Raw genomic sequence first — 21,926 nt, 5'->3', positions numbered from 1 at the left:
GCGCCGGACGGGGCCTCACGCGGCGCTAGCCTCGGTCGTGGATCACAGCCACACCAGGAGGAACGCACCATGAAGGCCCTGTCCATCACCGCGTACGGCGACCCCGACGTGCTCGAGCCGGTCGAGGTCCCCGAGCCCGTCCCCGGGCCCGGGGAGATCGGCATCACCGTGTCGCACTCGGCTGTCGGGCTGGTCGACGCGATCATCCGCCGCGGCGAACTGGCCGACTACGACTACGCGCCCCGGCCGCCGGTGGTGCCCGGGCTCGAAGTGGCGGGCACCGTGCGCGCGGTGGGCCCGGGTGTCGACCGGTTCGCCGTCGGCGACGAGGTGGCGACGTTGACGCTGCCGGGAATGGGTGGCTACGCGGAAGTCACCGTCGCGCCCGCCGACCTGGTGGTGCCGCTGGCGGGTACGGGAGTGAGCCGCGAACAGGCCGTGGCGGGGTTCGCGAACACGGTCACGGCGTACCTGTCCCTCACCGAGGCGGTGCGCCCGCCGGCCGGCGGCACGGTGCTGGTGCACGGCGCGCTCGGCGGGCTGTCGTCGGTCTACCCCGAGGTGGCACGGCTGCTCGGGGCGAAGGAGGTGGTCGGCACCGTGCGCCGGACCGAGCAGGTCGACGCGGCGCTCGCGCTCGGGTTCGACCGGGTGGTCCTCTCCGGTGAGCTCACCGAGGCGCTGGGCGACGAGCGGTTCACCGTGATCGTCGATCCGGTGGGCGGTGAGGTGCGGCGGGCTTCGCTGGGTCTGCTCGCTCCCATGGGACGGCTGCTCGCGGTGGGCAACGCGGGCGGCGGACCCGGCGCGGCGCTCGACTCGAACGCGGTGTGGGGCGGCAACATCGGCGTGGTCGGGTTCAACGTGGGCGGCTACCTGGGTGCGGACACCTCGCCGGCCGTGCCCGCGGCGCGGGCGGTGCTGCCGCTGTTCACCGAGGGGAAGATCCGCCTGCCCGTGACGGCGCTGCCGTTCGCCGAGGCCCGCGAAGCGCACCGCCGGATCGATGCCCGCGAGGTGAGCGGGCGGCTGGTCCTCGCTTCGCTCTAGGCTCGGGCGCATGGAGCAGGACGACGAGCTGAGCGAGTTCCTGCGCTCGCGCCGCGCCCGGGTCACCCCGGCCGAGGCCGGGCTGGGTCCGGGCGCCGGCGTTCGCCGCGTCCCCGGCCTGCGGCGCGAGGAGGTCGCGCGGCTGGCCGGGGTGAACGTGGACTACTACGTGCGGCTGGAGCGCGGCCGCCGGATCAACCCGTCCGATTCGGTGCTCGACGCCGTGGCCCGCGCGCTGCGGCTGAACGCCACGGAGCGGGCGCACCTGTTCGCGCTGGTGCGCCCCGGCAGCACCCGTCCGGCGCGGCGCTCGGTCCCGCCGCAGCGGGTGCGGCCGTCACTGCACCGGATCCTCGAAGCCCACGAGCCACTGCCGGCGCTGGTGCTCGGCCGCCGGATGGACGTGCTCGCCGCGAACCGGCCGGCCCGCGCGCTGTACACGGACTGGGAAGCCCTGCCCGGGCCGGCGCGCAACATGGTGCGGTTCCTCTTCACCGACCCGGCGGCGCGCAGCGTGCTGGTGGACTGGGCGGGCAACGCGACCGCGGCCGTCGCGCACCTGCGCCTCTACCAGGGCCGCAACCCCGCCGACCCGCTGCTGGCGGACCTGGTCGCGGACCTGTCGGCCGCGAGCGAGGACTTCCGCGACCGATGGGCCGACCACGACGTGCACCAGCACACCTACGGCGCGAAGGAGTTCGACCACCCGGTGGCGGGCCGGTTCACCCTGGCCTACGAGCTGCTCGGCGTGCTGGACGACGCGGACCAGTTCCTCACGCTCTACACGGCGGAACCGGGCTCGGCCGCGGAGGCCGCGGTGCGGCGCCTCGGCGCGGGGTCCCTCGCGGAGGCCTGACCCCTCGGGGATGCTTGCCCCCTTGTGGACGGTGCTCACCCCCCGCGGCACCGCGATCGGCGCGAGCCGCGTCCGCCCACGGCGACCGCGTGCCGGTCCTCAGCCGAGCCGGACCGTCGCCGTTTCCGGACCCGCGTTGACTTCCACCGCGCCGCGACGGGCCGTGAGGCGGGCGTAGTCCTGCTCGGCGAGCACCACGATCGGCAGCCGCAGGTCGTACAGCTCGGCCGCGACCCACGCGCCGAGCATGAGGATGGCGTCCGGTTCGGTCAGCAGCAGGGCCGCAGGTGCCGTGCCGGCGCGGATTTGTTCGGCCAGCACCGAGGACGAGGAGCTCGAGCCACGCGCGCGGGGCAGCGCCACCACGCGGCCGGTGAGGGTGGCGCCGCGCTGGGGGTGGTGCTCGTCGACGATGCGGCCGGCCAGGTCGGTGCCGCCCCAGAACGACAGCGGCGCGTCGAGCACCAGCAGTTCGCCGGCGGCCGAGCCGGCGAACACGGTGCAGCCGGTCAGCCCGCCCACAGCGCCTCGTCCCGCACGATCCGGCCCGCGCGCGCAGAGGCGACGCATTCGGCCAGCGAACCGAGAGCCACGTCGACACCGATGTTGCCGGGCGCGTACCAAGCCCACTTGCCGGAGTTCGTCATCGCCGTGCGCACGTCCGGCTCGACGATCGGCGTGATGTACGTGCAGGTGTCGACGATGATCCGCCCGCCCGCCGCGCGCACGGTTTCCGCGTGGCCCAGGCGTTCCGCTTCCGCCAGCACCGCGCGGCTCGTGGTCACGTAGGCGCGCACGCGCAACGGCTCGCCGCCGGAGAGCAGGCCGGCCAGCCGTTCGAACTCGGTGAGCGAGAAGTGCGGGGTGCCGAGACACAGCGCGTCGATGATGGCGCCGCGCGCGGTGGTCAGCTCGTCGCGGATCGCGCGCACCTGCGCGGCGCCGACCACGTGCACCGGGAGGTCCGGCGAAGCCACCGTCGCGAGGTCCGGCGCTTCCGGCGTGACGCCGACGACGTGGAACAACCCCACTCCCCCGCTCGACGCGGCCGCGGCCCCGAAGGCCTTGAGCTGGTCTTCGGTCACCGCCGCCGGCACGCCCGTGAGCACCGGAACCCCGCTGCCCGCGAGCCTTCCCGCGAGGTGGCCGAGCACGCCCCACGCGGCGTCTTCGCCGAGCAGCCGGGGCGACAGGGCCGCGCAGTCGAGGCGGATCGTGGCGCGGCGGTGCTCGTCGCGGTGCAGGCCGGCGTCCGGCACGCGGCCGGTGACGGCGGCGGCGATGTCGAGGAAATCGCCGTAGCGGTCGGTTCGGGCGCCGAGCACGGAGTTGGCGAACACGATCGCGTTGGACTCGGCCCAGGCCACGTGCGTGCCGAACGCCGGCCGGTGCGTGAGCTGGTAGGGCGCGCAGGTCCAGGTCGGGGTGCAGCCGAGCGCGGTGTAGGCGGCCATCTGGCGGCGCGCCCCGGCGGCCGTTTCGGGGTCGGCACGCACCACTTCGGGGTGGCGCAGGTCGAGCGAACCGACGTTGAGCGTGGTCGGCACGGCGACGCGGCCGCCGAGGTCCCGCAGCCGCTCGACGAAGTCCAGGCCGGCCTGACCGTGGAACAGGCAGCCGTCGACGTGGGCCGAGTCGACCGCGAGCAGGCGCGGGGCGCCGCGCACCTCGGCGAGCGCGACCACCAGACGCAGGCACAGCTTCGCCGCCTCGCCGCGGTCGCCGGCGAGCACGGCTTTGTCCTCTTCGGACAGTGCGAGCTCAGCCACGCGCGAGGTCCCCGAGCTTCACCGGCTGCGCGATCGGCCTCGCCGCAACACCCGAGAGATCGGCGGCCGCCGGCTCCCGGCCGTGTTCGGCGGCGACGAGGCACGCCGTGGCGTACCCGCACACCCGCCCTTGGCACAGGCCCATTCCCGGGCGCGCCAGCAGCTTCACGGTGCGGGCGTCGGTGGCGCCGAGGTCCTTCACCGCATCGCGAATGGTGCCCGCCGACACCTCTTCGCACCGGCAGACCTGCGTGTCGGCGTCGAGCCAGGTCTGCCAGCCGGGCCGCACGGGGTGGGCCGCGTGCATCGCGTCGGCGAAGGCGCGCAACGACTTGCGCTGCCGCAGCAGCCGCGCGACGGTGTCCCGGCTCGGCTCGGCGCCCACCGTCGTGAGCGCGGCGTGCAGGCCGGCGAGCTCACCCTCCACCACGGACAGCGCCGAGCCGCCGACGCCGCAGACCTCACCGGCGAGGTAAACGCCGGGCACAGTGGCGCGCTGCCGGTCGTCGGCCACGGCGACGAGCCCGCCGTCGGCGCCGAGCGTGGTTTCGCAGCCGAGCTGCAGCGGCAGTTCGAGCTGAGGCGTGAAGCCGTAGCCGACGGCGACGGTGTCGCACGCGATCTCTCGCGCGCTCCCCGGCACGATCCGCCACTGCCGATCGAGCGACGCGACCGTGACACCCTCGACACCGTCCGTGCCGTGCGCGGCGACCACCGCGGTGCGCGTGCGGTACGGAACCCGCTGCCGCAGCAACGTTTTCAGGTACCCGGCGCCTTCGGCGAGCTTGCCCGCGTTGGCCAGCACCGCGAGCGGCGAGCGCGCGAACCCGGCCGGCGAACCGGCCTCGAACACCCCCGCCACCTCGGCCCCGGCGTCGGCGAGCCCGGCGGCGACGGGCAGCAGGAACGGCCCGGTCCCCCCGACCACCACGCGGTTTCCGGCGCGCACACCCTGGCCCTTGAGCAGCGCCTGCGCTCCGCCGGCGGTGTAGACGCCCGGCAGCGTCCAGCCCGGGAACGGCAGCTGCCGGTCGTACGCGCCGGTCGCGATCACCAGCGCGCGGCACGTGAGCGCACCACGATCGGTGTGCACGGTGAACCCGGCCTCGGTGCGCTCGACGTGCCAGACGGAGTGCCGGGTCCGGACGTCCACTCGCGACAGTCCGGACCGCAGGCGCACCAGCGTCGGCCAGTCGTGGTGGACCGCGCCGTCGTCACCCTCGCGGTGGCGCCAGAACTGCCCGCCGACGCGCGCGCCGGCGTCGACCAGCGCCACCCGGGCCCCGCCCGCCGCGGCGGCCACGGCGGCGGCCAGCCCGGCCGGTCCGGCGCCGAGCACGGCCAGATCGCAGTCAGCAGGCGAGGTCGCCACGGCCGGCTCCTTCCTGCGGTTCGATCACGTCACCCGCGCGCACCTCGGTGAGGCACGCGCGCCGGTTCGGCTCGCCGTTGACCACCACCAGGCAGTCGAAACACACGCCGATGCCGCAGAAGATCCCGCGCGGCGCGCCTTCGCGGCGCGTCGTGCGCCACGACCGGTGGCCCGCGGCGATCAGCGCCGCGCCCACGCTCTGGCCGGCTTCCGCCGTGATTTCCTTGCCCCGGAAGGAGAACTTCACGCGACCTCCTCGTCGAACCGGTCCGCGCGGAACGGCGTGAGATCCAGATCGGGTTTCCCGCCGCTCGCCTGTTGCGCCACCAGGTGCCCGGTCGCGGCGGCGAGCCCGATGCCCGCGCCCTCGTGGCCGCACGCGTGCACCAGCCCCGGCAGCCGCGGGTCCTCGCCGATCACCGGCAGGTGGTCCGGGCAGTACGGGCGGAAGCCGAGGTAGCTGCGCATCAGCGCGACGTCGGCGAGGAACGGGAACACCCCGATCGCCTGCGCCGCCAGCTTCCGCACCACCTCCAGGGAAAACTGCCGGTCGAACCCGACCCGTTCACGGCTCGCGCCGATCAGCACCGTGCCGGACTTCGTGCCCTCCACCACCACAGACGTCTCGAGGCCGGCGTCACCGCTCGCGACGTTGGCCACGTAGTCGGCCGTGTAGACCTTGTGCCGGATCACCCGCGGCAGCGGCTCGGTGACCAGCACGAACCCGCGCCGCGGCAGCACCGGGATCGGCGCACCGGCGAGCTTCGAGATCTCGCCGCCCCACGTACCGCCGGCGTTCACGAGCCGGCGCGCGGAAAACTCGCCGCGGTTCGTGCTCACGCCCGCGAAGCTTCCGTCGCGACCACGCCGGACCGCGCGCACCTCGGTGCCCGTGTGCAACTGTGCCCCGAGCTTCCCCGCCTGGCGCAGCAGCTCCGCGGCGGCGAGCATCGGCTGCACCTGCTTGTCCTGCGGGTAATACGCGCCGGACGACACGTGGTCCGTCAGGTTCGGTTCCAGGTCCGCCACCTCGGCCGGCGACAGGTCCGCCACCTCGACGCCCCGCCCCCGTTGCTCGGCGGCGAGCTCCGCCAGCCCCGCCGCGGCCTGCGCGGACTGCGCCACGACCACGCCGCCCTTGTGCTCCAGCTCCAGCGCTTCGGGCCCGAACCGCTCCCCCAGCTCCGCCCACAGCTTCACCGAGAGCAACGCCAGATCCAGCTCCGCGCCCAGCTCCTTGTCGGACACGAGGATGTTGCCCTCACCGCCGCTGGTCGTCCCGCCGGCGACACCACCCCGCTCCAGCACGACCACGCGCATCCCCGCGGCGGCGCAGTAGTACGCACACGCCGCCCCGACCACACCGGCCCCCACGACCAGCACGTCGGCGGACCTTCCCGTCGCCACCATGGCCAGTAGTATGTCACATTGCACAACAGGTGGACGTGCGGTTGGTCTCAGCGGTGGTGGGTGTGGGTGAGGGGCGCCCGCACGAAATCAGCGTCCCTCACGGCGCCCGCACAGAACACGCGAGGGAGCCACAGCGGCAAGTCCGCTCAGGGAGCGTCGCACCCCACCGCGGGCGAACCCGTCACCACGGTGTTCCGCCCAGGCTCGCCGGGCCGCTGTCGACCACGATCAACCGGTCGAGCCGGTACTCGTCCAGATCGGGGCCCAATCCCGACTCCCCTGGCCGGGCGCAGTGGAACCGGAAGGTGCCGTTGGTGCTGTTCGCCCCCACGACGCACCGCACCGCGGCCGGCTCAGGCAGCGCCCGCGCGAGCCGGACCACCTCCAGAGCGAAGCCCCATCCGTGGCGCAGCAGCACAACCTGGTCCGCCTCGCTGATCACCGGCTCGTCGTCCACGTCCTCCACGCGGACCGGCACCACGTCTTCGAGGTGGAAGCTACTGGTGGAGCACTCCCACCAGGTCAGGTCGGGTTCGTCCGGCCGGGGCGCTCGAGCGTGGGCCGCGTCCCGAGCGAACACCAGCGCCGCGCCGTGCCGGACGAGGCCCTCGGCAACCCTCTCGCGCAGGTCCGCGACCAACTCCCCCGGCGGCACAGCACCCATCAACCCAGCGCCCGCCGTCCCCAGGCTTTCAACCGCGTTCTCGTTCATCCGAATGGTGAGCACACCGCGAAGCCTGGCATCACCGAGCCCGCGACCACACCCGAATAACAAGGCTGATCGTGACCGGTGCGGCCACGATCAGCCCGAGCCTCAGCAACCCGTCGGTTTCAGCACGAAGTCCGACGTCGCCACCTGGCCCTTCACCAGCTTCACCGTCCGCGTCTGCGGTTGCCACCCGTCACGCGCCGCGATGAGGGTCAGCGGGTTGTTGCGCCGGTCCAGCCACAGCGTGTACTGCCCGGCCGCGTCCGTCTTGAGGGTGTAGCTCGCCGCCCAGCTGTCGACCTGCACGGTCACCGCGGCGAGCGGGCCCGGGCCGGCGCCGCAGCGGGCGCCGGTGACCGTGCCGGTCAGCTTGCTCCACGTGGCGGGCGGCTTGACCGTGAAGCTCACCGGGATCGCCGGCACCGCCTTCGGCACCTGGGCGCCGACCACGAGCTTCGCCGTGTACGTGCCCGGCTGGCTGATCGCCGAGACGCTCGCGTCGAGGGTCACCGTGAAGGTGGCCGTCTTGCCGGGGGCGATGGTGGTCGCCGACGGAGTGGTGGACAGCCACGGGATCGACACGTACTCGCCGCATTCGCCGTAGCCCGGCAGCAGCAGGTCGTGGTTGGTCGGGTTGAAGCTGGCGTTCGCGGAGCCGCCGATGCGGTAGAAGCCGCAGGTGCTGCCGCCGCGGAAGAGCGTCTCACCGGCGTTCGGCAGGGCCGACCACTGGTTCGAGGCCGGGTCGTAGGCGTAGCCGGCGTTGGTGAGCGCGCCGTCGGCGATGCCACCCGAGAGCAGCAACTGTCCATTCGCGACGGTGGAGGCCGAGCCCCACATCGGCACCGGCAGGTCGGCGACCCGCGACCACGTGCCCTTCTCGACGTCGAGCCGGTACGCGCTCTTCAGGTTGTCGAAGCCGCTCACGCCGCCGGCGCAGTAGACCGAGCCCGCGATCGTGCCGCAGTTGGTCCAGCCGATCGGCACGGGCAGGTCCGGCCCCGCCGCCCACTTGTCCACGGCCGGGTCGTAGACCTGCACCCGCGTCACGCCGCAGTTGCCGCCGTCGCAGCCGCCGACCGTGTAGAGCCGTCCGCCGGCCACGGCGATGCCCATCGCGGAGGTGGCCGTGGGCATCGGTGCGCCCGTGGTCCACGTGTCGGTGACGGTGTCGTAGATGTCGGTATTCGTGACCGGGATGCTGCCGTCGGCCCAGCCGCCGGTCACGTAGATCTTCGTGCCGACCGCCGCGACCGCCGGGTTTTCGCGCGGGGTCGCGAGGTCGGCGATCGGTGTCCACGCGAGCGTGCCGGGGTCGTACACGAAGTTCTTGGTCGTGAGTTCGCTGCCGTTGAGGCCGGTGAACGAGTACACCTTGCCGTTCACGGTCGCCACGCCGTTGTCCATGATCTTCGTCGGGTAGTCGGCCACGGTCTGCCATGCGTCGGCGGCCGGCAGGGTCTCCGCGGGTGCAGCCGATTTCACGTGCCCCAGCAACGGTCCGGTGCTGAAGTCACCCTTGATCCGCTGCAGCGGCGCGCCGTGCGTCGCGGCCGGCGTGAAGGCGGCGGACGACGGGTTCAGCCGCACGTCCACCGGCGCGGTTCCGGTGTTGCGCACCTTCACGGCCGCGGTGGTCTTCCCTTGCCACGCCACGGTTTTGTCCACCGCCGCGGTGGTCACCTGGAGCTGGCCGGCGTCGAGCACGAAGTCGGCCGGGGTCACCGCGTCGGGCGCGATCACCGTCTTCTGCGTGCCCGGCACGAAGTTCGTGGCCGTCGCGGTGAGCGGGTGGCTGCCGGTGACGCTGGAGAAGAACCAGTACGAACCGTCGGCCTGCGTGGTCGAGCCCTCGCCGGGCCGGTCGAGGCTGTCCACGGCCGCCCCGCCGAGCGCGGCGCCGGTCACGTGGTCGTGCACCGCGCCGGTCACGAGGCCGCCGGGCACCACGTCGCACGCGTGGTCGCCGATCAGCACGTCGTCGACCTGCCACCAGAACCCGAAGAGCTTGTCCCGGTAGTGGAACCGCACCTGCACGGCCGGTTTGCCCGCGGCGCCGGCCAGCGGCACGACCTGGGTCGACGGCCCGGCCACGGTGTCGCTGCCGTGCTGCCACACCGTGGTCCAGGTGGCGCCGCCGTCGGTCGTGTAGTCCACGGAACCCTGCTGGCCCTGCGTGCCCTGGTAGTCGCTCGCGAACCGCACGGTCGGGTTCGCCACGGCGCCGAGGTCCACGACCGGGCTCACGAGCGCGGTGTCCTGGTCCCCGCCGATCGAGTTGCTGTCCACGGTGGCGAACGCCCCGCTGCCGCCGGTGTAGTTGTCGCGGCCGCCGGGGTTGCCGAACGACCAGGTGGCCGCGCCGTCACCGAGGTTGTTCACGACCTGCCACGCCGAGGGCGCCTCGAAGTCCTGCGTGGCACCGGTGAACCGGTCGGTGTAGCCGGGCGCGCCGCAGCTCACGGGATCGACCTTGACCACGGCGTCGTGCGTGGTGGCGGCGGTGCCCACCGGCACGGACGCGGCGTCGGGCAGGTAACCGGGGTAGTCCGGAGCGACCTCCACGCTGTAGGTCGCGCCCTCGGGCACGGTCATCGAGTACCGCCCGGTCACCGGGTCCGTGCGCACGGCGGTGGTCGGCTCCCCGGCCACCTGCACGTGGGCGGCGATCGGCCAGCCGTGGCCGCTGCCGTCACGCACGGTTCCGCTCAGCTGCACGGACGGCACCGAAGCCAGCGTGAAGTCGGCGGACGCGGTCTTGCCGGCCTCGACCGTGACGCCGGCGGTCGTGTCCTGGTAGGAGAACTTGCTCGCGGTCACGGTGTAACTGCCCACCGGAACCCCGAGCGAGTAGTGGCCCTGCGTGTCCACTGTGGTCGCGAAGTCGCCCGCCTTCACCTGTGCTCCGGCCAACGGCGCGCCCGCGGAGTCGCGGACGGTGCCGGACACGAGACCGGTCGCGGCCGGAGTGAAGGCCGAGATGCCGCGCGGCGTGCCCAGCCCGGTCGGTCCGTCGAAGCCCGGGCCCGCGGTGCAGAGGTACGCCGGGGCGCAGGTGCCGTTGGCGCCCTCGGTCACGTCGTTGAAGGTCGCGCCGGCGCGGTAGGGCAGGGCGTTCGGGTAGGTGCCCGCGGCGGGCTCGCCGGCGAGCGCGTACGCGGCGGCGACGATCGGCGAGGACGCGCTCGTGCCACCCGCGAGGCCCCACGCCCCGTGCACGAACACGGCGACGCCGGTGGCGAGGTCCGCGACCGCGGCGACGTCGGCGATGGTCCGGTTCGCGCAGCCGGAATCCGCCTGCGCCGGCGGCTTCGGCTCGTACGCGGAGCAGCCGCTGCCCGTGCCCGACCACACCGTCTCGCGCCAGCCGCGCGCGGTCGCGTCGCGGTAGAGCGAGGTGCCGCCGACCGACGTCACGTGCGGCGACGCGGCCGGGAACTGCGGTCCGTACCCGAAGTCGCCCGAGCTGGCGGTGACCACCACGCCGGGGTGGTCGTAGTAGGCCTCGTCGAGGTCGAGCTCCGACGGGTCCTCATCGGCGCCGTAGCTGTTGGACACGAACTTCGCGCCCATCGCCACGGCCTGGTTCACCGCGGCACCCATGTTCGGCACCAGCGAGTCGTCGGCCTCCACGAGCAGGATGTGGCAGCGCGGGCACACGGCCGAGACCATGTCGAGGTCGAGCATCGTCTCCTGCTGCCAGCCCGTGTTCTCCACCGGGAAGTCCTGGCCACCGCGCTGGTCCACGCGCGTGAAGCAGCCGTTGGCCACCGTGCACGGCGGCAGCCCGAACTGCGTGCGGTACACGCCCATCTCGGCTTCCGCGTCGGGTGTGTCGTAGGCGTCGACGATCGCCACGGTCATCCCGTCGCCGCCGGTGGCCGTCGGCAGCTCGTACGCGCCGGCCAGGTCGGCCGGGCCGTAGCCCTGCGGGGCCGCGGCCCGCTGCAGGCCGTGGGCGTCGCCGCGGAACAGCGCGAAGCAGGTGACCTCACCGGGTTTCGGCTGCTCTGGGCACGCCTTGCGGCCGACGACCGGCGCGGCAGCCGCGGCGGCCGGAGCCGCGGTGGCCGCGTTCGCCATCGGCACCACGGCGAACGCCACGGTTGCCAGGAGGAACGTGAGGAGGATCCGGAGTGCCGCTTTGGCGAACGACATGCGCGTCCCTTTCGCTGACGAACCGCGGTCGGCTGCTCACCCGACGTCGCGGAATTCTGTCAGCGCCGTCCCGGGAACGATCACGCCGGAATGGACAAAAAGCCGGACAGGATCACGGTTTTGCCGGTGTCCGGGACTCAGTCGCGGCGAATGGCCCAGTGGTTCAGACCACTGGGAGCAGCGGGTTCGCGGCGCCTCGCGGCGGTGGACAACAACGAGACAGGGCATGATCGCGCGGACGGGCCCGGAGAGAGGACGGCGAGGCATGCGGATGGACCTGACGCGGTGGACGGTGAAGGCGAGCGGCGACCTGGCCGAGGTGCCCGCCGGGCTCGTGGACGCGCTGCGGGCCGGGGTGCCGGCGACCGTGCCCGGCTCGGTGCACACCGACCTGCTCGCCGCCGGCCTGATCGCCGACCCGTACCTCGACCGCAACGAGGACGAGGTGCAGTGGATCGGGCTCACGGACTGGCGCTACGAGACCACGTTCGACCGGCCCGAGGCCGAGGGCACCGCCGCGCTCGCGTTCGACGGGCTCGACACGGTCGCGAAGATCGAGCTCAACGGCCGCGTGCTCGGCGAGACCGAGAACATGCACCGCTCGTACCGCTTCGCGACCGGTGAGCTGCGCGCCGAGGGCAACGAGCTGGCGGTCACCTTCACCGCGGCCGTGCGCTGGGCCCGTGAGCGCGCCGCCGCCCACCCGCTGCCGAAGACCAACGACGGCGAGCCGTCGAACTTCATCCGCAAGATGGCCTGCAACTTCGGCTGGGACTGGGGCCCGTCGCTGGTCACCGCCGGCCTCTGGCGCCCGGCCCGGCTCGAGGTGACCACGGGCCGGCTCGCGTCCGTGCGCCCGCTGGTCACGGTCGAGGGCACCGACGGAGTGGTCACCGTGCACACCGAGGTCGAGGGTGAAGGCACCGTGCGCGTCCGCGTGGCCGGCGTCGAAGCGATCGGAGGCACCGCGCGGGTCGCGGACGTGGACCTGTGGTGGCCGCACACCCTCGGCGAGCAGCCGCTGTACCCGCTGGAGGTGACGCTCGAAGCCGCCGACGGCACCGTGCTCGACACCTGGACCCGCGAGATCGGCTTCCGCACGGTGGAGCTCGACACCGCCGACGGTGCCTTCACGCTGTCGGTCAACGGCACGCCGCTGTTCGTGCGCGGCGCCAACTGGATCCCCGACGACTGCTTCCCGCACCGGGTCGACGCGCCGCGCTACGCCCGCCGCATCGAGCAGGCGAAGGACGTGAACATCGACCTGCTGCGCGTGTGGGGCGGCGGGATCTTCGAGAGCGACGAGTTCTACGCCGAGTGCGACCGCGAAGGCGTGCTCGTGTGGCAGGACTTCCTGTTCGCCTGTATGCCGTATCCCGAGGACGTGCTGGCGTCCGAAGTGGAGGCCGAGGCGCGCGAGAACGTGACCCGGCTGGCCCCGCACCCGTCGCTGGTCCTGTGGTGCGGCAACAACGAGAACTACCTCGGCTGGTTCCACTGGGACTGGCAGGAGCGGCTCGGCGGGCAGCCGTGGGGCGCGACGTTCTACGAGAAGCTGCTGCCGGCGGTCGTCGGCGAGCTCGACCCGACGCGGCCGTACGTGCCGGGCAGTCCGTGGGCCCTCTCGCCGGAACGCGACGCGCTCGACCCCGACTACGGTTGTCAGCACGTGTGGGACATGTGGAACGAGCGCGACTACCTCGGTTACCGCGACACCGTGCCGCGGTTCGTGTCCGAGTTCGGCTGGCAGGCACCGCCGACGTACGCCACGCTCACCGAGGCCGTGCACGACGAGCCGCTCGCCGCCGACTCCCCCGGCGTGCTGCACCACCAGAAAGCCTTCGACGGCAACGGAAAGCTCGCGCGCGGCCTCGAGCCGCACTTCGCCGAGCCGAAGACGTTCGACGACTGGCACTTCCTCAACCAGGTGAACCAGGCCCGCGCGATCCGCCTCGCCGTGGAGCACTACCGCTCGCACGCGCCGCGCTGCATGGGCGCGATCGTGTGGCAGCTCAACGACTGCTGGCCCGTCACGTCGTGGGCCGCGGTCGACGGCTCCGGCCGGCCGAAGCCGCTCTGGTACGCGCTGCGCGAGGTCTATGCCGACGAGCTGCTCACGATCCAGCCGCGACCCGAAGGCCTCACGGTGTTCGCGCTCGGCTTCGCGCCCGAGACGGTCGAGGTGTACCGGATGAGCGTGACCGGCGAGGAGCTGGCGGCCGCCGAGGTCGCGCCCGGCACCGTGCTGGGCCCCGAGTTCGCGGCCGGCGACCCGGCGCGCGAGTTCCTCGTGGCCGACGCCGGCGACGAGCGCGCGTTCTGGTTCTTCGCCGAGGACAAGGACTTCGCCTACCCCGAGGCCGAGTTCACCCACAGCGTGACCGGCTTCGACGGCGGCTACGAGGTCACGATCATCGCCGACACCCTCATGCGCGACGTCTGCCTCTTCCCCGACCGCCTCGCCGCCGACGCCACCGTGGACTTCGCCCTCGTCACGCTCCTGCCCGGCGAGTCGGCGACCTTCACGGTCGAGACCACCGCCACCCTGCAACCGGCGGCCCTCACCTCGGCACCCGTCCTCCGCTGGATCGGGTGACGCGCCCCGATGTGGCGGCCGAGGCGTTGAGCGCACCGACCGCCGCATCGGGTGAGCCGCAGGTCACAAGGCCTTAGATACAAGCTTGCACCCATGTTAGCGTCGGGCCCGTGACACCAGCCAAGTACACCGCGCCCGGCGCTGCCGACCGCGCGTACCGGCTCACGAAGGAGCTCGTCCTCACCGGCGAGCTGCCCGGTGGGCACCTGTTCAGCGAAGGGGAGATCGCCGAGCGGCTCGGGGTGAGCCGCACGCCCGTGCGCGAGGCGTTCCTGCGCCTGCAGGTCGAGGGGTTCCTCAACCTCATCCCGAAGCGCGGCGCCGTGGTGGTGCCGGTGCCGCCGGGTGAGGTCGAGGACGTGCTCGACGCGCGGGAGGCGGTGGAGGGCTCGGCCGTGCGCCGGCTCGCGCGCCGGCCCGACCTCATCCCCGAGGCGCTCGAGCAGCTGCGCGGGGTGCTGGCCACGCAGCGCGGCCACGCGGAATCCGGCGACCTGCACGCCTTCGCCGAGGCCGACGAGCTGTTCCACCGCACGATCGTCGCGGCCGGCGGCAACGCGTTGCTGCTCGACTTCTACGCCACCCTCGCCGACCGGCAGCGCCGGATGAACGTGCACGCCCTGAGCCCGATCCCCGACGTGCTGCCGGTGGTGCTGCGCGAGCACGAAGATCTGCTCGGCATCATCGAGCGCGGGGACGGCGACGCGTTCGGCCCCGCGCTGCGCGCCCACCTCGACCAGGTGCACCGCCGATGACCGACATCGCCGAACGGGCCGGAAGCACGCCACTGCCCCGCTCGGCCGGCACCCGACCGGCCTGGTTCGGCGCCGCCGCCGCGGTGTTCGTGGTCGGCTGGGGCGGCAACCAGTTCACGCCGCTGCTGGTGATGTACAAGGAAGCGGGTTACTCCACCTTCACCGTCGACGCGCTGCTGGGCGCCTACGTGGTCGGGCTCGTGCCGGGCCTGCTGCTCTCGGGTGGACTGTCCAATCGCTACGGTCGCCGGCCGGTGATGGCGGTCGGCACCGTGCTGTCACTGCTCGCCAGCGTGCTGATCGCGCTCGGCCCGGAAGGCGCCGGGTGGATCGCCGCGGGCCGGTTCCTGACCGGGGTGGCCGTGGCGGTCGCGATGGCCGTGGGCTCGACGTGGATCAAGGAGCTCGCCGACGCCGACTCGCGCGGCGCGGCCGACCTCGGCACCCGGCGCGCGGCCCTGTGCCTCACGCTCGGGCTGGGCATCGGGCCGGGCGCCGCCGGCGTGCTCGCGCAGTGGGGGCCGTGGCCGATGGTGCTGCCGTTCGTCGTCCACATCGGACTCGCCCTGCTCGCGCTGCCGTTCCTCCCCCGCAGCCCCGAGACGCTCGGGCTCGAAAGCCGCAAACCGGCCCTGAGCCGGCTGCCGGTCACGACCCGGCACCCGCGGTTCCGCCGGATCATCCTGCCGATGGCGCCGTGGATCTTCGGCTCCTGCGGCGTCGCCTACGCGATCATGCCGCAGCTGGTGCAGGACAAACTCGGTTCGTGGTCACTCGCTTACTCAACGCTGCTCACGGTGTGCGCGATCGGTGCGGGCGTGGGCATCCAGCCGATCGCCAAACGCGTGGACCGGACCACCAGCGCCCGCGCGGTGCTCGTCGGCATGGCCGTGATGTGCACTGGTCTGGTCCTCGCCGCCGTGGCCGCCGGCCTGCGGTCGCCGTGGCTCGCCCTGATCACGGCCGTGGTGCTCGGCACCGCGTACGGCATCGTGGTGGTGTCCGGACTGCTGGAGCTGCAACGGCTCGCGCGGCCCGAGGAAATCGCGCAGCTGACCGGCGTCTACTACGCCCTGGCCTACATCGGCTTCCTGCTGCCATCGCTGCTCGCGGCACTCAGCGGGTTCGCGAGCTACCCGATGTTGCTCGGCTGCCTGGCCGTGATCGCGCTCGCGGGGACACTCACGGTTGCCCGAAACTCCCGTAGTCACCTTCCCGTGACCTGAGCGGGAATTCACTTCACCGACAAATGGGACATCGTTTCCGGGCATTCCGGAAATGGTGTCCCATTTGCGTGGATATCTTCACCACTATTGTCGCTTGTGGATCGTCGAGACGCGCGAAATAGTTCTCCGGCATGGGAAATCGGGCCGGCACGACCGTGCTCGATTTCGTCGGGGCCGGTAACTTTCGAACCCTTCGAGAAGGAAGTGGGAGCTGCACATGCGGCGTTCCTCGCGATCCGTTCGCGCGCTCGTCATAGCCGCGACAGGCGGTCTGGTACTGGCCGGGGTCACCCAGCTCGGCAGCCAGGCCGCCGTCGCCGCGCCCACCGCTCAGGCGAGCAGCGCACCGCAATCGGTGATCGTGGTCCTCAAGGACCAGCTGCCCGACGCGCCGGCCACCAAGGCGGCCTCGGGCACCCGGCGGGCCAAGACGACCCAGCAGCAGGAGTCGGTGCTGGCGAAACTCGCCGGCACGGCGCCCGCCAAGGTCAAGCACTTCGCGCTGGGCAACGCGTTCTCCGCCACGGTGACGCCCGACCAGGCGGCGCAGCTCGCGGCCGACCCGGCCGTGGCGCAGGTCCTGCCGGACAGCTTGGTCACGCTGCCGGACCCGGCGGCCGCGGCGAAGAAGGCCGACGCCGGCGCGCCGCAGGCCGGCGGCGGCACGGCACAGAACCAGGACCCCAACGCCATCTGCCCGACCGACCCGGCGAAGCCGTTGCTGGAACCCGAGGCGCTGACCTCGATCCACGCGTACAGCACCGACGGCTCGAAGGCCGCTTCGGACCTCGCCGACGGCAAGGGCGTGAAGGTCGCGTTCCTGGCGGACAACATGGACCCGAACTACGCGGACTTCATCCGCCCCGACGGGTCCCACGTGTTCTCCGACTACCAGGACTTCTCCGGTGACGGCCCGAACACGACCGACTCCGGCGCCGAGGCGTTCGGCGACGCGTCGTCGATCGCCGCGCAGGGCGTGGTGGTGCACGACCTGTCGAAGTTCGTGAACGAGAAGCACCCGCTGCCGCCGGGCTGCAACATCGTGGTGAAGGGTGTTTCGCCGGGCGCGAGCCTGGTGGGGCTCAACGTGTTCGGCTCCACGGCCACGAACTCCGCGGTGCTGCAGGCCATCGACTACGCGGTGACCGTGGACCACGTCGACGTGATCAACGAGTCGCTGGGTCTGAACCAGTACCCGGACGCGAGCTCGCGCAACCTGTTCCAGGTCTTCAACGACGAGGCCGTGGCCGCGGGGGTCACCGTGACCGCTTCGAGCGGCGACGCGGGCATCACCTCGACCATCGGCAGCCCGGCCACCGACCCGCTGGTGATCTCCGCCGGCGCGACCACGGACAACCGGCTCTACGCGCAGACCACCTACGCGGCTTTCCCGTTCTCCAACGGGAAGTGGAAGAGCGACAACATCTCCGCGCTCTCGTCGTCGGGCATCACCCAGGACGGGCGGACCATCGACCTGGTCGCCCCGGGTGAAGGCAACTGGGCCGACTGCGCGCCCGCGTACGCCGAATGCCGCGACTTCAAGACCGTGCCGCAGCCGACGGACCTCGAGTCCTTCGGTGGCACCAGCGAATCGGCCCCGCTGACCGCGGGTGTCGCCGCGCTGGTGATCCAGGCCTACCGCGGTACGCACCACGGCGCCTCGCCGACGCCGGCGCAGGTGAAGCAGTTCATCACCGGAACCACGCGCGACCTCGGCCTGCCGGCCGACGAGCAGGGTTCCGGTCTGCTCGACGCGCGCGCGGCCGTGGAAGCGGCCCTGACCTCGCCCGGCACCAGCGGTGCCCCGGCGGGGGTGTCGTCGAACATCGTGCTCTCGGCCGACCAGCTCACGCTGGAAGGCGCTCCGGGCAGCACGCAGAAGGCCACGGTGAACGTGACCAACCTGGGCACCAAGCCGCTCACGGTCAACGCCGGCACCCGGACGTTCGCACCGCTGTCGGCTCAGACGCAGACCACCGCGTTCGACTCGACGAAGCTGCCGACGTTCCCGTACTACAACGGCACCGACTGGGCCTACAAGAAGGTGACCTTCACCGTGCCGGCCGGTGCGCAGCGCCTGCTCGCGCGGATGGCGTGGCAGGGCAGCCCGAAGACGGTGAACGGCCAGTCCGTGACCCCGGTCGTGCGCGTTTCGCTGCTGGCGCCGGACGGCACCTTCGTGGCCAACAGCCGCCCGCAGGGTGGCGCGGCCACGGCGAACTACGCCAATGTGGACGTGACCCGGCCGGTGGCCGGCACGTGGACCGCGGTGCTGTACTCGGCGGGTGGCCCGACCGGCTACACCGGCGACATCCAGCTCGCCACCTCCACGCAGCGCGCCATTCCCTACGGCCAGGCGGCCCCGGGCGTGCTCACGCTGAAGCCGGGCCAGACCAAGCCGGTGAAGGTGTCGCTGCAGACCCCGTCGTCGGGCGGTGACGCGGACTACTCGATCACCTTCGGCAGCTCCGACGGCCACCAGACCACGGTGTCGGCCGTGCTGCGCTCGCTGATCCCGACCAAGAACGGCGCCGGCACCTTCGGCGGCACGATCACGGGCGGCAACGCGCGGGCGGTTTCGCCGGCGCAGACCTTCAGCTACGAGTTCGACGTGCCCAAGGGCAAGAAGGACCTCGGCGTCGCGCTGAAGCTGCAGGACCCGGGCACCATCGTCGACGGTGTGCTCGTGGACCCGAACGGCGAGCTCGCCGACGTGAACAGCAACGTGTTCCTCAGCTCCGCGACCGCGCTGTCGCAGGGCACCACGGTGCAGCTCACCGACGCGAACCCGCTGCCGGGCCGCTGGCACTTCGTGGTCGTGGTGCAGAACCCGGTCACGGGCAAGCAGATCGACCAGCCGTTCACCGGCACGGTGAACTTCGACCAGGTCGTGGTGAGCGCCCCGGCGCTGCCGAACTCCGCGTCGAAGAAGCTGGCCGCGGGCCAGGCCGTGACGGTGCCGGTGACCGTGCACAACACGGGGGTCGAGCCGATCGCGATCGGCGTCGACGCGCGCACCAACACGCAGCAGACCCTGCAGCCGCAGCTGGTCGGCGGTTCGACCGAGGTCGACCTGCCCGAGCTCAACTCCGCCGCGCCCGCGTACTCGGTGCCGCCGGACACGAGCAAGTTCACCGTGGCGACGTCGTCTTCGGCGCCGGCTCAGGTGGAGCTGCAGAACGCGGCCGCGGGCCTCGACGTGCTCGGTGACCTCAAGGCCGCGCAGTCCGGCAGCACCGTGTCCGTCGCGACCATCGGCGAGAAGCAGGGTTACGTCACGCGGGGCGTCTGGTTCGCCAGCGTCCAGGAGATGGGCCCGTTCGGCCCGTCGGGCGCCCCGGCCGGCCACGCGTCGTACACGGCTTCGATGCGGACGGCGGGATTCGACTCGGCCGTGACGTCGTCGACCGGCGACCCGTACGACCAGTCGATCGACCCGAACGGCACGGGCGGCACGCCGCTGCTCGTGAAGCCGGGCCAGACGGTGACGATCATGGTGACCATCAAGCCTTCGGGCAAGCGGGGCGCCTCGGTCGCGGGTCACCTCAACCTGGTGACCGTGCCGATCCTGCCGACGGGCGTCACCGGCCTGCCGCAGTACGGCACCGGTGAAGTGATCGCGACGCTGCCGTACAGCTACAAGATCGGCTGAGTTCGCACGTAACAGAACAGCCGGGCCGTCAGTCCACTTCGGACTGGCGGCCCGGCTTTTTGGTTCTAGTGCGTGGCCGGTCTCTAGTGCGTGGCCGCCGCGTGGCAGGCGCCGAAGCCCTCGGCGCGGCGCACGACGCGGCCCGAAGCGATCCGCACCGCCGTTTCCGTCGCGTCGCTCACCGCCGACACCCCGGCCGCCGAGGCGACGGCGCCGGTGTCGTCGCGCAGGACCTGCAGCCGCGGCCAGGTGGACGCCGGGAAGGCCTGGCGCAGGTGCCCGCGCAGGTCCGCGAGCGCGAGGTGGGTCAGCGGCGCCAGCTCGGGCGCCGCGCCGGTGACCACGGCGACCGTGACGGTGGCGTTTGGCGGGGCGGAGCGCACGGCTTCCTCGGCGGCGGAAAGCCGATGCAGCCCCAGGATCGCGACCACGCCGTCGCCGGAGAGCTCGGCCGGGTGGGCGCGCAGCGAGTCGTACGCGGCGGGTGGCACCCACGGTTCGTCCACCGGCTGGGCGTGGGCGACGATCGGCGGCACCGCCGGCCACGTGTCGGCCAGGCCGAGTGCCGGCAGGGCCTCGCAGGCGCGCACGACGTTGAACGGCTCGCCGAAGCCCGGCGCGGCGGCGGCCAGGCCCGTGGCGCCGTGCAGGGTGGTGAGGGCGAGCTCGGCCACGCGGACGAGCCGGCCGGCCGAGGGCGCCAGCCGCTCCAGGGCCAGACCGAGCACGGCGGCCTCGAAGCGCAGCAGCTGCGCGTACGGGCGGTGGGTGAGTTCGTCGGCCAGGATCTCGGGGCCGAGGTCCACCCCGAGGCGCGAGCCGGGATCGGTGGCCAGCGGCAGGCGCGCGACCCACGCGCGGGCGAGTGCGCCGAGGGCTTCCGCGGGGGTGAGCCCGGGATCCGCGTTCGGCGGCGCGGCGGCGGCGCGTTCGGCCTCTTCGGCGAGCACGGCGAAGTACAGCGCGCGTTTGCCGGGGAAGTTCGAGTAGACCGCGCCGCGGGTGAGCTCGGCGCGTTCGGCGATCACGTCGATCTTGGCCTCGCGGAAGCCACGCTCGGTGAACTCGTCGCGCGCGGCGGCGAGCACCTTCGCGCGGTTGAGCTCCTGCGCCTCCGCCCTCGTCAGCCGGGCCATCGTCCTCCTCGTGCTCCCGTGCTGGTCACGATAGCGTCCGTGTACATATGATGAGACCATCTGATGCCAACATCCAAAACTGGAGGCTCCCCGTGACCGACGTCCCCGAGATCGACCTGACCGACCCGGCGGTGCACCGCGACCCGTTCGCCGTCTACGGCGCCGCCCGCGAACACGGGCCCGTGGCCAAGCTCGTCGGCCCCGGCTTCGGCCCGCTGTGGGTGCTCACGCGCCTGGCCGACGCGCGCGCGATGCTCACCGACCCGCGGTTCGCGCTCGGCCCCGGCAGCTACCAGCACCTCGACGTGCCCGAGCACTGCCGGCCGTACCTGCGCACCATGCAGGAGATGGAGGGCGCGGAGCACCGGCGGCTGCGCGGCCTGGTCTCCCCCGCGTTCACGGCCCGGCGCGCGGCCGAGTTCCGGCCACAGATCGAGCGGATCGTGCGGCGACTGCTCGACGCGCTGCCGGCCGACGGCGCCGATCTGCTGGCCGGCTTCGCGCAACCGTTGCCGATGGAGGTGATCTGCGAGCTCGTCGGCGTGCCCGAGGCGGATCGGCCGCGCTGGCACGAGTACGGGCAGAACGTGGTGGCCGGCTCGGGCGCGAGCTTCGCGGCCGCGGTGCCCGGCATCATCGACGGCGCGCGCGGGCTGACCTCGCCGCCCGCGAGCGAGTTCCTCGAGCTGCTGGCCGGCACGGCCGGGCTCACCGAACCCGAGCTCGTCACGCTCGTGTGGCAGCTCGTGCTCGCCGGGCAGACGCCGGCGAACTTCGTCGCCAACGCCGTCGAGGCACTGCTCACCCACCCCGAGCAGCTCGCCGTGCTGCACTCAGAACCCGAGCTGTGGCCGACGGCGGTCGACGAGCTGATGCGGTGGTGCGGACCTCAGCTGCTCACGATTCCGCGGCAGGCCACCGAAGACCTTTCCCTGCACGGCGTCGCGATCAGCGCCGGGGAACCCGTGAGCGCCGCGATCGCTTCGGCCAACCGCGACCCGCGCGTGTTCAGTGATCCGGACCGGTTCGACGTGCGCCGCGCCGAAGGCGGGCACCTCGGGTTCGCGTACGGGCCGCACTTCTGCCTCGGTGCGGCGCTCGCGCGCGTGGAGACGGAGGTGGCGCTGCGGGGCTTGCTGGAGCGCTTTCCCGCGCTGCGACTGGGCGAGCCGCGCCGCGCGCCCGACCCCGGCACGTGGCGGCTCGCGGCGCTGCCGGTGAGCTTCTGACGTCCTCT

The 21,926-nt window shown here is 72.8% G+C and carries 15 protein-coding genes; 7 read left to right on the top strand and 8 right to left on the bottom strand.

Annotated features, from left to right (window positions below; translation table 11 throughout):
- The first annotated feature begins 69 nt into the window (after positions 1-69).
- Positions 70-1,050, top strand: a complete 981-nt coding sequence (locus VSH64_RS05045) for a quinone oxidoreductase family protein (RefSeq protein WP_326834282.1) — start codon at positions 70-72, stop codon at positions 1,048-1,050.
- 10 nt (positions 1,051-1,060) lie between these two features.
- Positions 1,061-1,906 carry a helix-turn-helix domain-containing protein gene (locus VSH64_RS05040; RefSeq protein WP_326834281.1) on the top strand — a complete coding sequence of 282 codons (846 nt, stop codon included), beginning with the start codon at positions 1,061-1,063 and terminating at the stop codon, positions 1,904-1,906.
- A 99-nt stretch (positions 1,907-2,005) separates the two neighbouring features.
- Here VSH64_RS05040 and VSH64_RS05035 read toward each other — a convergent pair whose 3' ends face one another.
- The 7 genes from VSH64_RS05035 to VSH64_RS05005 form a co-directional block, all read right to left on the bottom strand.
- Positions 2,006-2,428, bottom strand: a complete 423-nt coding sequence (locus VSH64_RS05035) for an aconitase X swivel domain-containing protein (RefSeq protein WP_326834280.1) — start codon at positions 2,426-2,428, stop codon at positions 2,006-2,008.
- The gene (locus tag VSH64_RS05030) at positions 2,416-3,675 is read right to left on the bottom strand and encodes an aconitase X catalytic domain-containing protein (protein WP_326834279.1); all 1,260 of its coding nucleotides are present in this window, start codon (positions 3,673-3,675) and stop codon (positions 2,416-2,418) included. Before VSH64_RS05030 ends, VSH64_RS05035 begins: the two co-directional genes overlap by 13 nt.
- Positions 3,668-5,047, bottom strand: a complete 1,380-nt coding sequence (locus VSH64_RS05025; RefSeq protein WP_326834278.1) for an FAD/NAD(P)-binding oxidoreductase — start codon at positions 5,045-5,047, stop codon at positions 3,668-3,670. The genes VSH64_RS05030 and VSH64_RS05025 overlap by 8 nt, the downstream gene beginning before the upstream one ends.
- Positions 5,028-5,294: a (2Fe-2S)-binding protein gene (locus VSH64_RS05020; protein ID WP_326834277.1), complete on the bottom strand. Its 267-nt coding sequence runs from the start codon at positions 5,292-5,294 to the stop codon at positions 5,028-5,030. The genes VSH64_RS05025 and VSH64_RS05020 overlap by 20 nt, the downstream gene beginning before the upstream one ends.
- Positions 5,291-6,457, bottom strand: coding sequence for an NAD(P)/FAD-dependent oxidoreductase (locus tag VSH64_RS05015; RefSeq protein WP_326834276.1), 1,167 nt, complete (start codon positions 6,455-6,457; stop codon positions 5,291-5,293). The genes VSH64_RS05020 and VSH64_RS05015 overlap by 4 nt, the downstream gene beginning before the upstream one ends.
- A gap of 181 nt (positions 6,458-6,638) precedes the next feature.
- Positions 6,639-7,121, bottom strand: coding sequence for a hypothetical protein (locus VSH64_RS05010; RefSeq protein ID WP_326834275.1), 483 nt, complete (start codon positions 7,119-7,121; stop codon positions 6,639-6,641).
- Between the two features lie 150 nt (positions 7,122-7,271).
- On the bottom strand, positions 7,272-11,324 hold the full coding sequence (locus VSH64_RS05005) for a carboxypeptidase regulatory-like domain-containing protein (RefSeq protein WP_326834274.1): 4,053 nt from the start codon (positions 11,322-11,324) through the stop codon (positions 7,272-7,274).
- A 265-nt stretch (positions 11,325-11,589) separates the two neighbouring features.
- Here VSH64_RS05005 and VSH64_RS05000 point away from each other — a divergent pair, with 265 nt between their 5' ends.
- The 4 genes from VSH64_RS05000 to VSH64_RS04985 all read left to right on the top strand — a co-directional run bounded on the left by VSH64_RS05000 (position 11,590) and on the right by VSH64_RS04985 (position 19,553).
- Entirely contained in the window at positions 11,590-13,920 is a 2,331-nt protein-coding gene (locus VSH64_RS05000; RefSeq protein ID WP_326834273.1) for a glycoside hydrolase family 2 protein, read from the top strand.
- 110 nt (positions 13,921-14,030) lie between these two features.
- Positions 14,031-14,675 carry a GntR family transcriptional regulator gene (locus VSH64_RS04995; protein ID WP_326834272.1) on the top strand — a complete coding sequence of 215 codons (645 nt, stop codon included), beginning with the start codon at positions 14,031-14,033 and terminating at the stop codon, positions 14,673-14,675.
- Positions 14,672-15,901, top strand: coding sequence for an MFS transporter (locus tag VSH64_RS04990; protein WP_326834271.1), 1,230 nt, complete (start codon positions 14,672-14,674; stop codon positions 15,899-15,901). Before VSH64_RS04995 ends, VSH64_RS04990 begins: the two co-directional genes overlap by 4 nt.
- 217 nt (positions 15,902-16,118) lie before the next feature.
- Positions 16,119-19,553, top strand: a complete 3,435-nt coding sequence (locus VSH64_RS04985; protein ID WP_326834270.1) for a S8 family serine peptidase — start codon at positions 16,119-16,121, stop codon at positions 19,551-19,553.
- Between the two features lie 83 nt (positions 19,554-19,636).
- Here VSH64_RS04985 and VSH64_RS04980 read toward each other — a convergent pair whose 3' ends face one another.
- The gene (locus tag VSH64_RS04980; RefSeq protein ID WP_326834269.1) at positions 19,637-20,689 is read right to left on the bottom strand and encodes a TetR/AcrR family transcriptional regulator; all 1,053 of its coding nucleotides are present in this window, start codon (positions 20,687-20,689) and stop codon (positions 19,637-19,639) included.
- Positions 20,690-20,781: 92 nt separating this feature from the next.
- On the opposite strand from VSH64_RS04980, the gene VSH64_RS04975 reads away from it, so the two are divergent.
- The gene (locus VSH64_RS04975; protein ID WP_326834268.1) at positions 20,782-21,918 is read left to right on the top strand and encodes a cytochrome P450 family protein; all 1,137 of its coding nucleotides are present in this window, start codon (positions 20,782-20,784) and stop codon (positions 21,916-21,918) included.
- The last annotated feature ends 8 nt before the right edge of the window (positions 21,919-21,926 follow it).

Origin of the sequence: Amycolatopsis rhabdoformis, assembly GCF_035918295.1 — a bacterium.
In the GTDB taxonomy this organism is placed as follows: Bacteria; Actinomycetota; Actinomycetes; order Mycobacteriales; family Pseudonocardiaceae; genus Amycolatopsis; species Amycolatopsis rhabdoformis.
The sequence above is the reverse complement of the archived record's forward strand: the minus strand, read 5'-3'. Positions and strand labels throughout refer to the sequence as shown.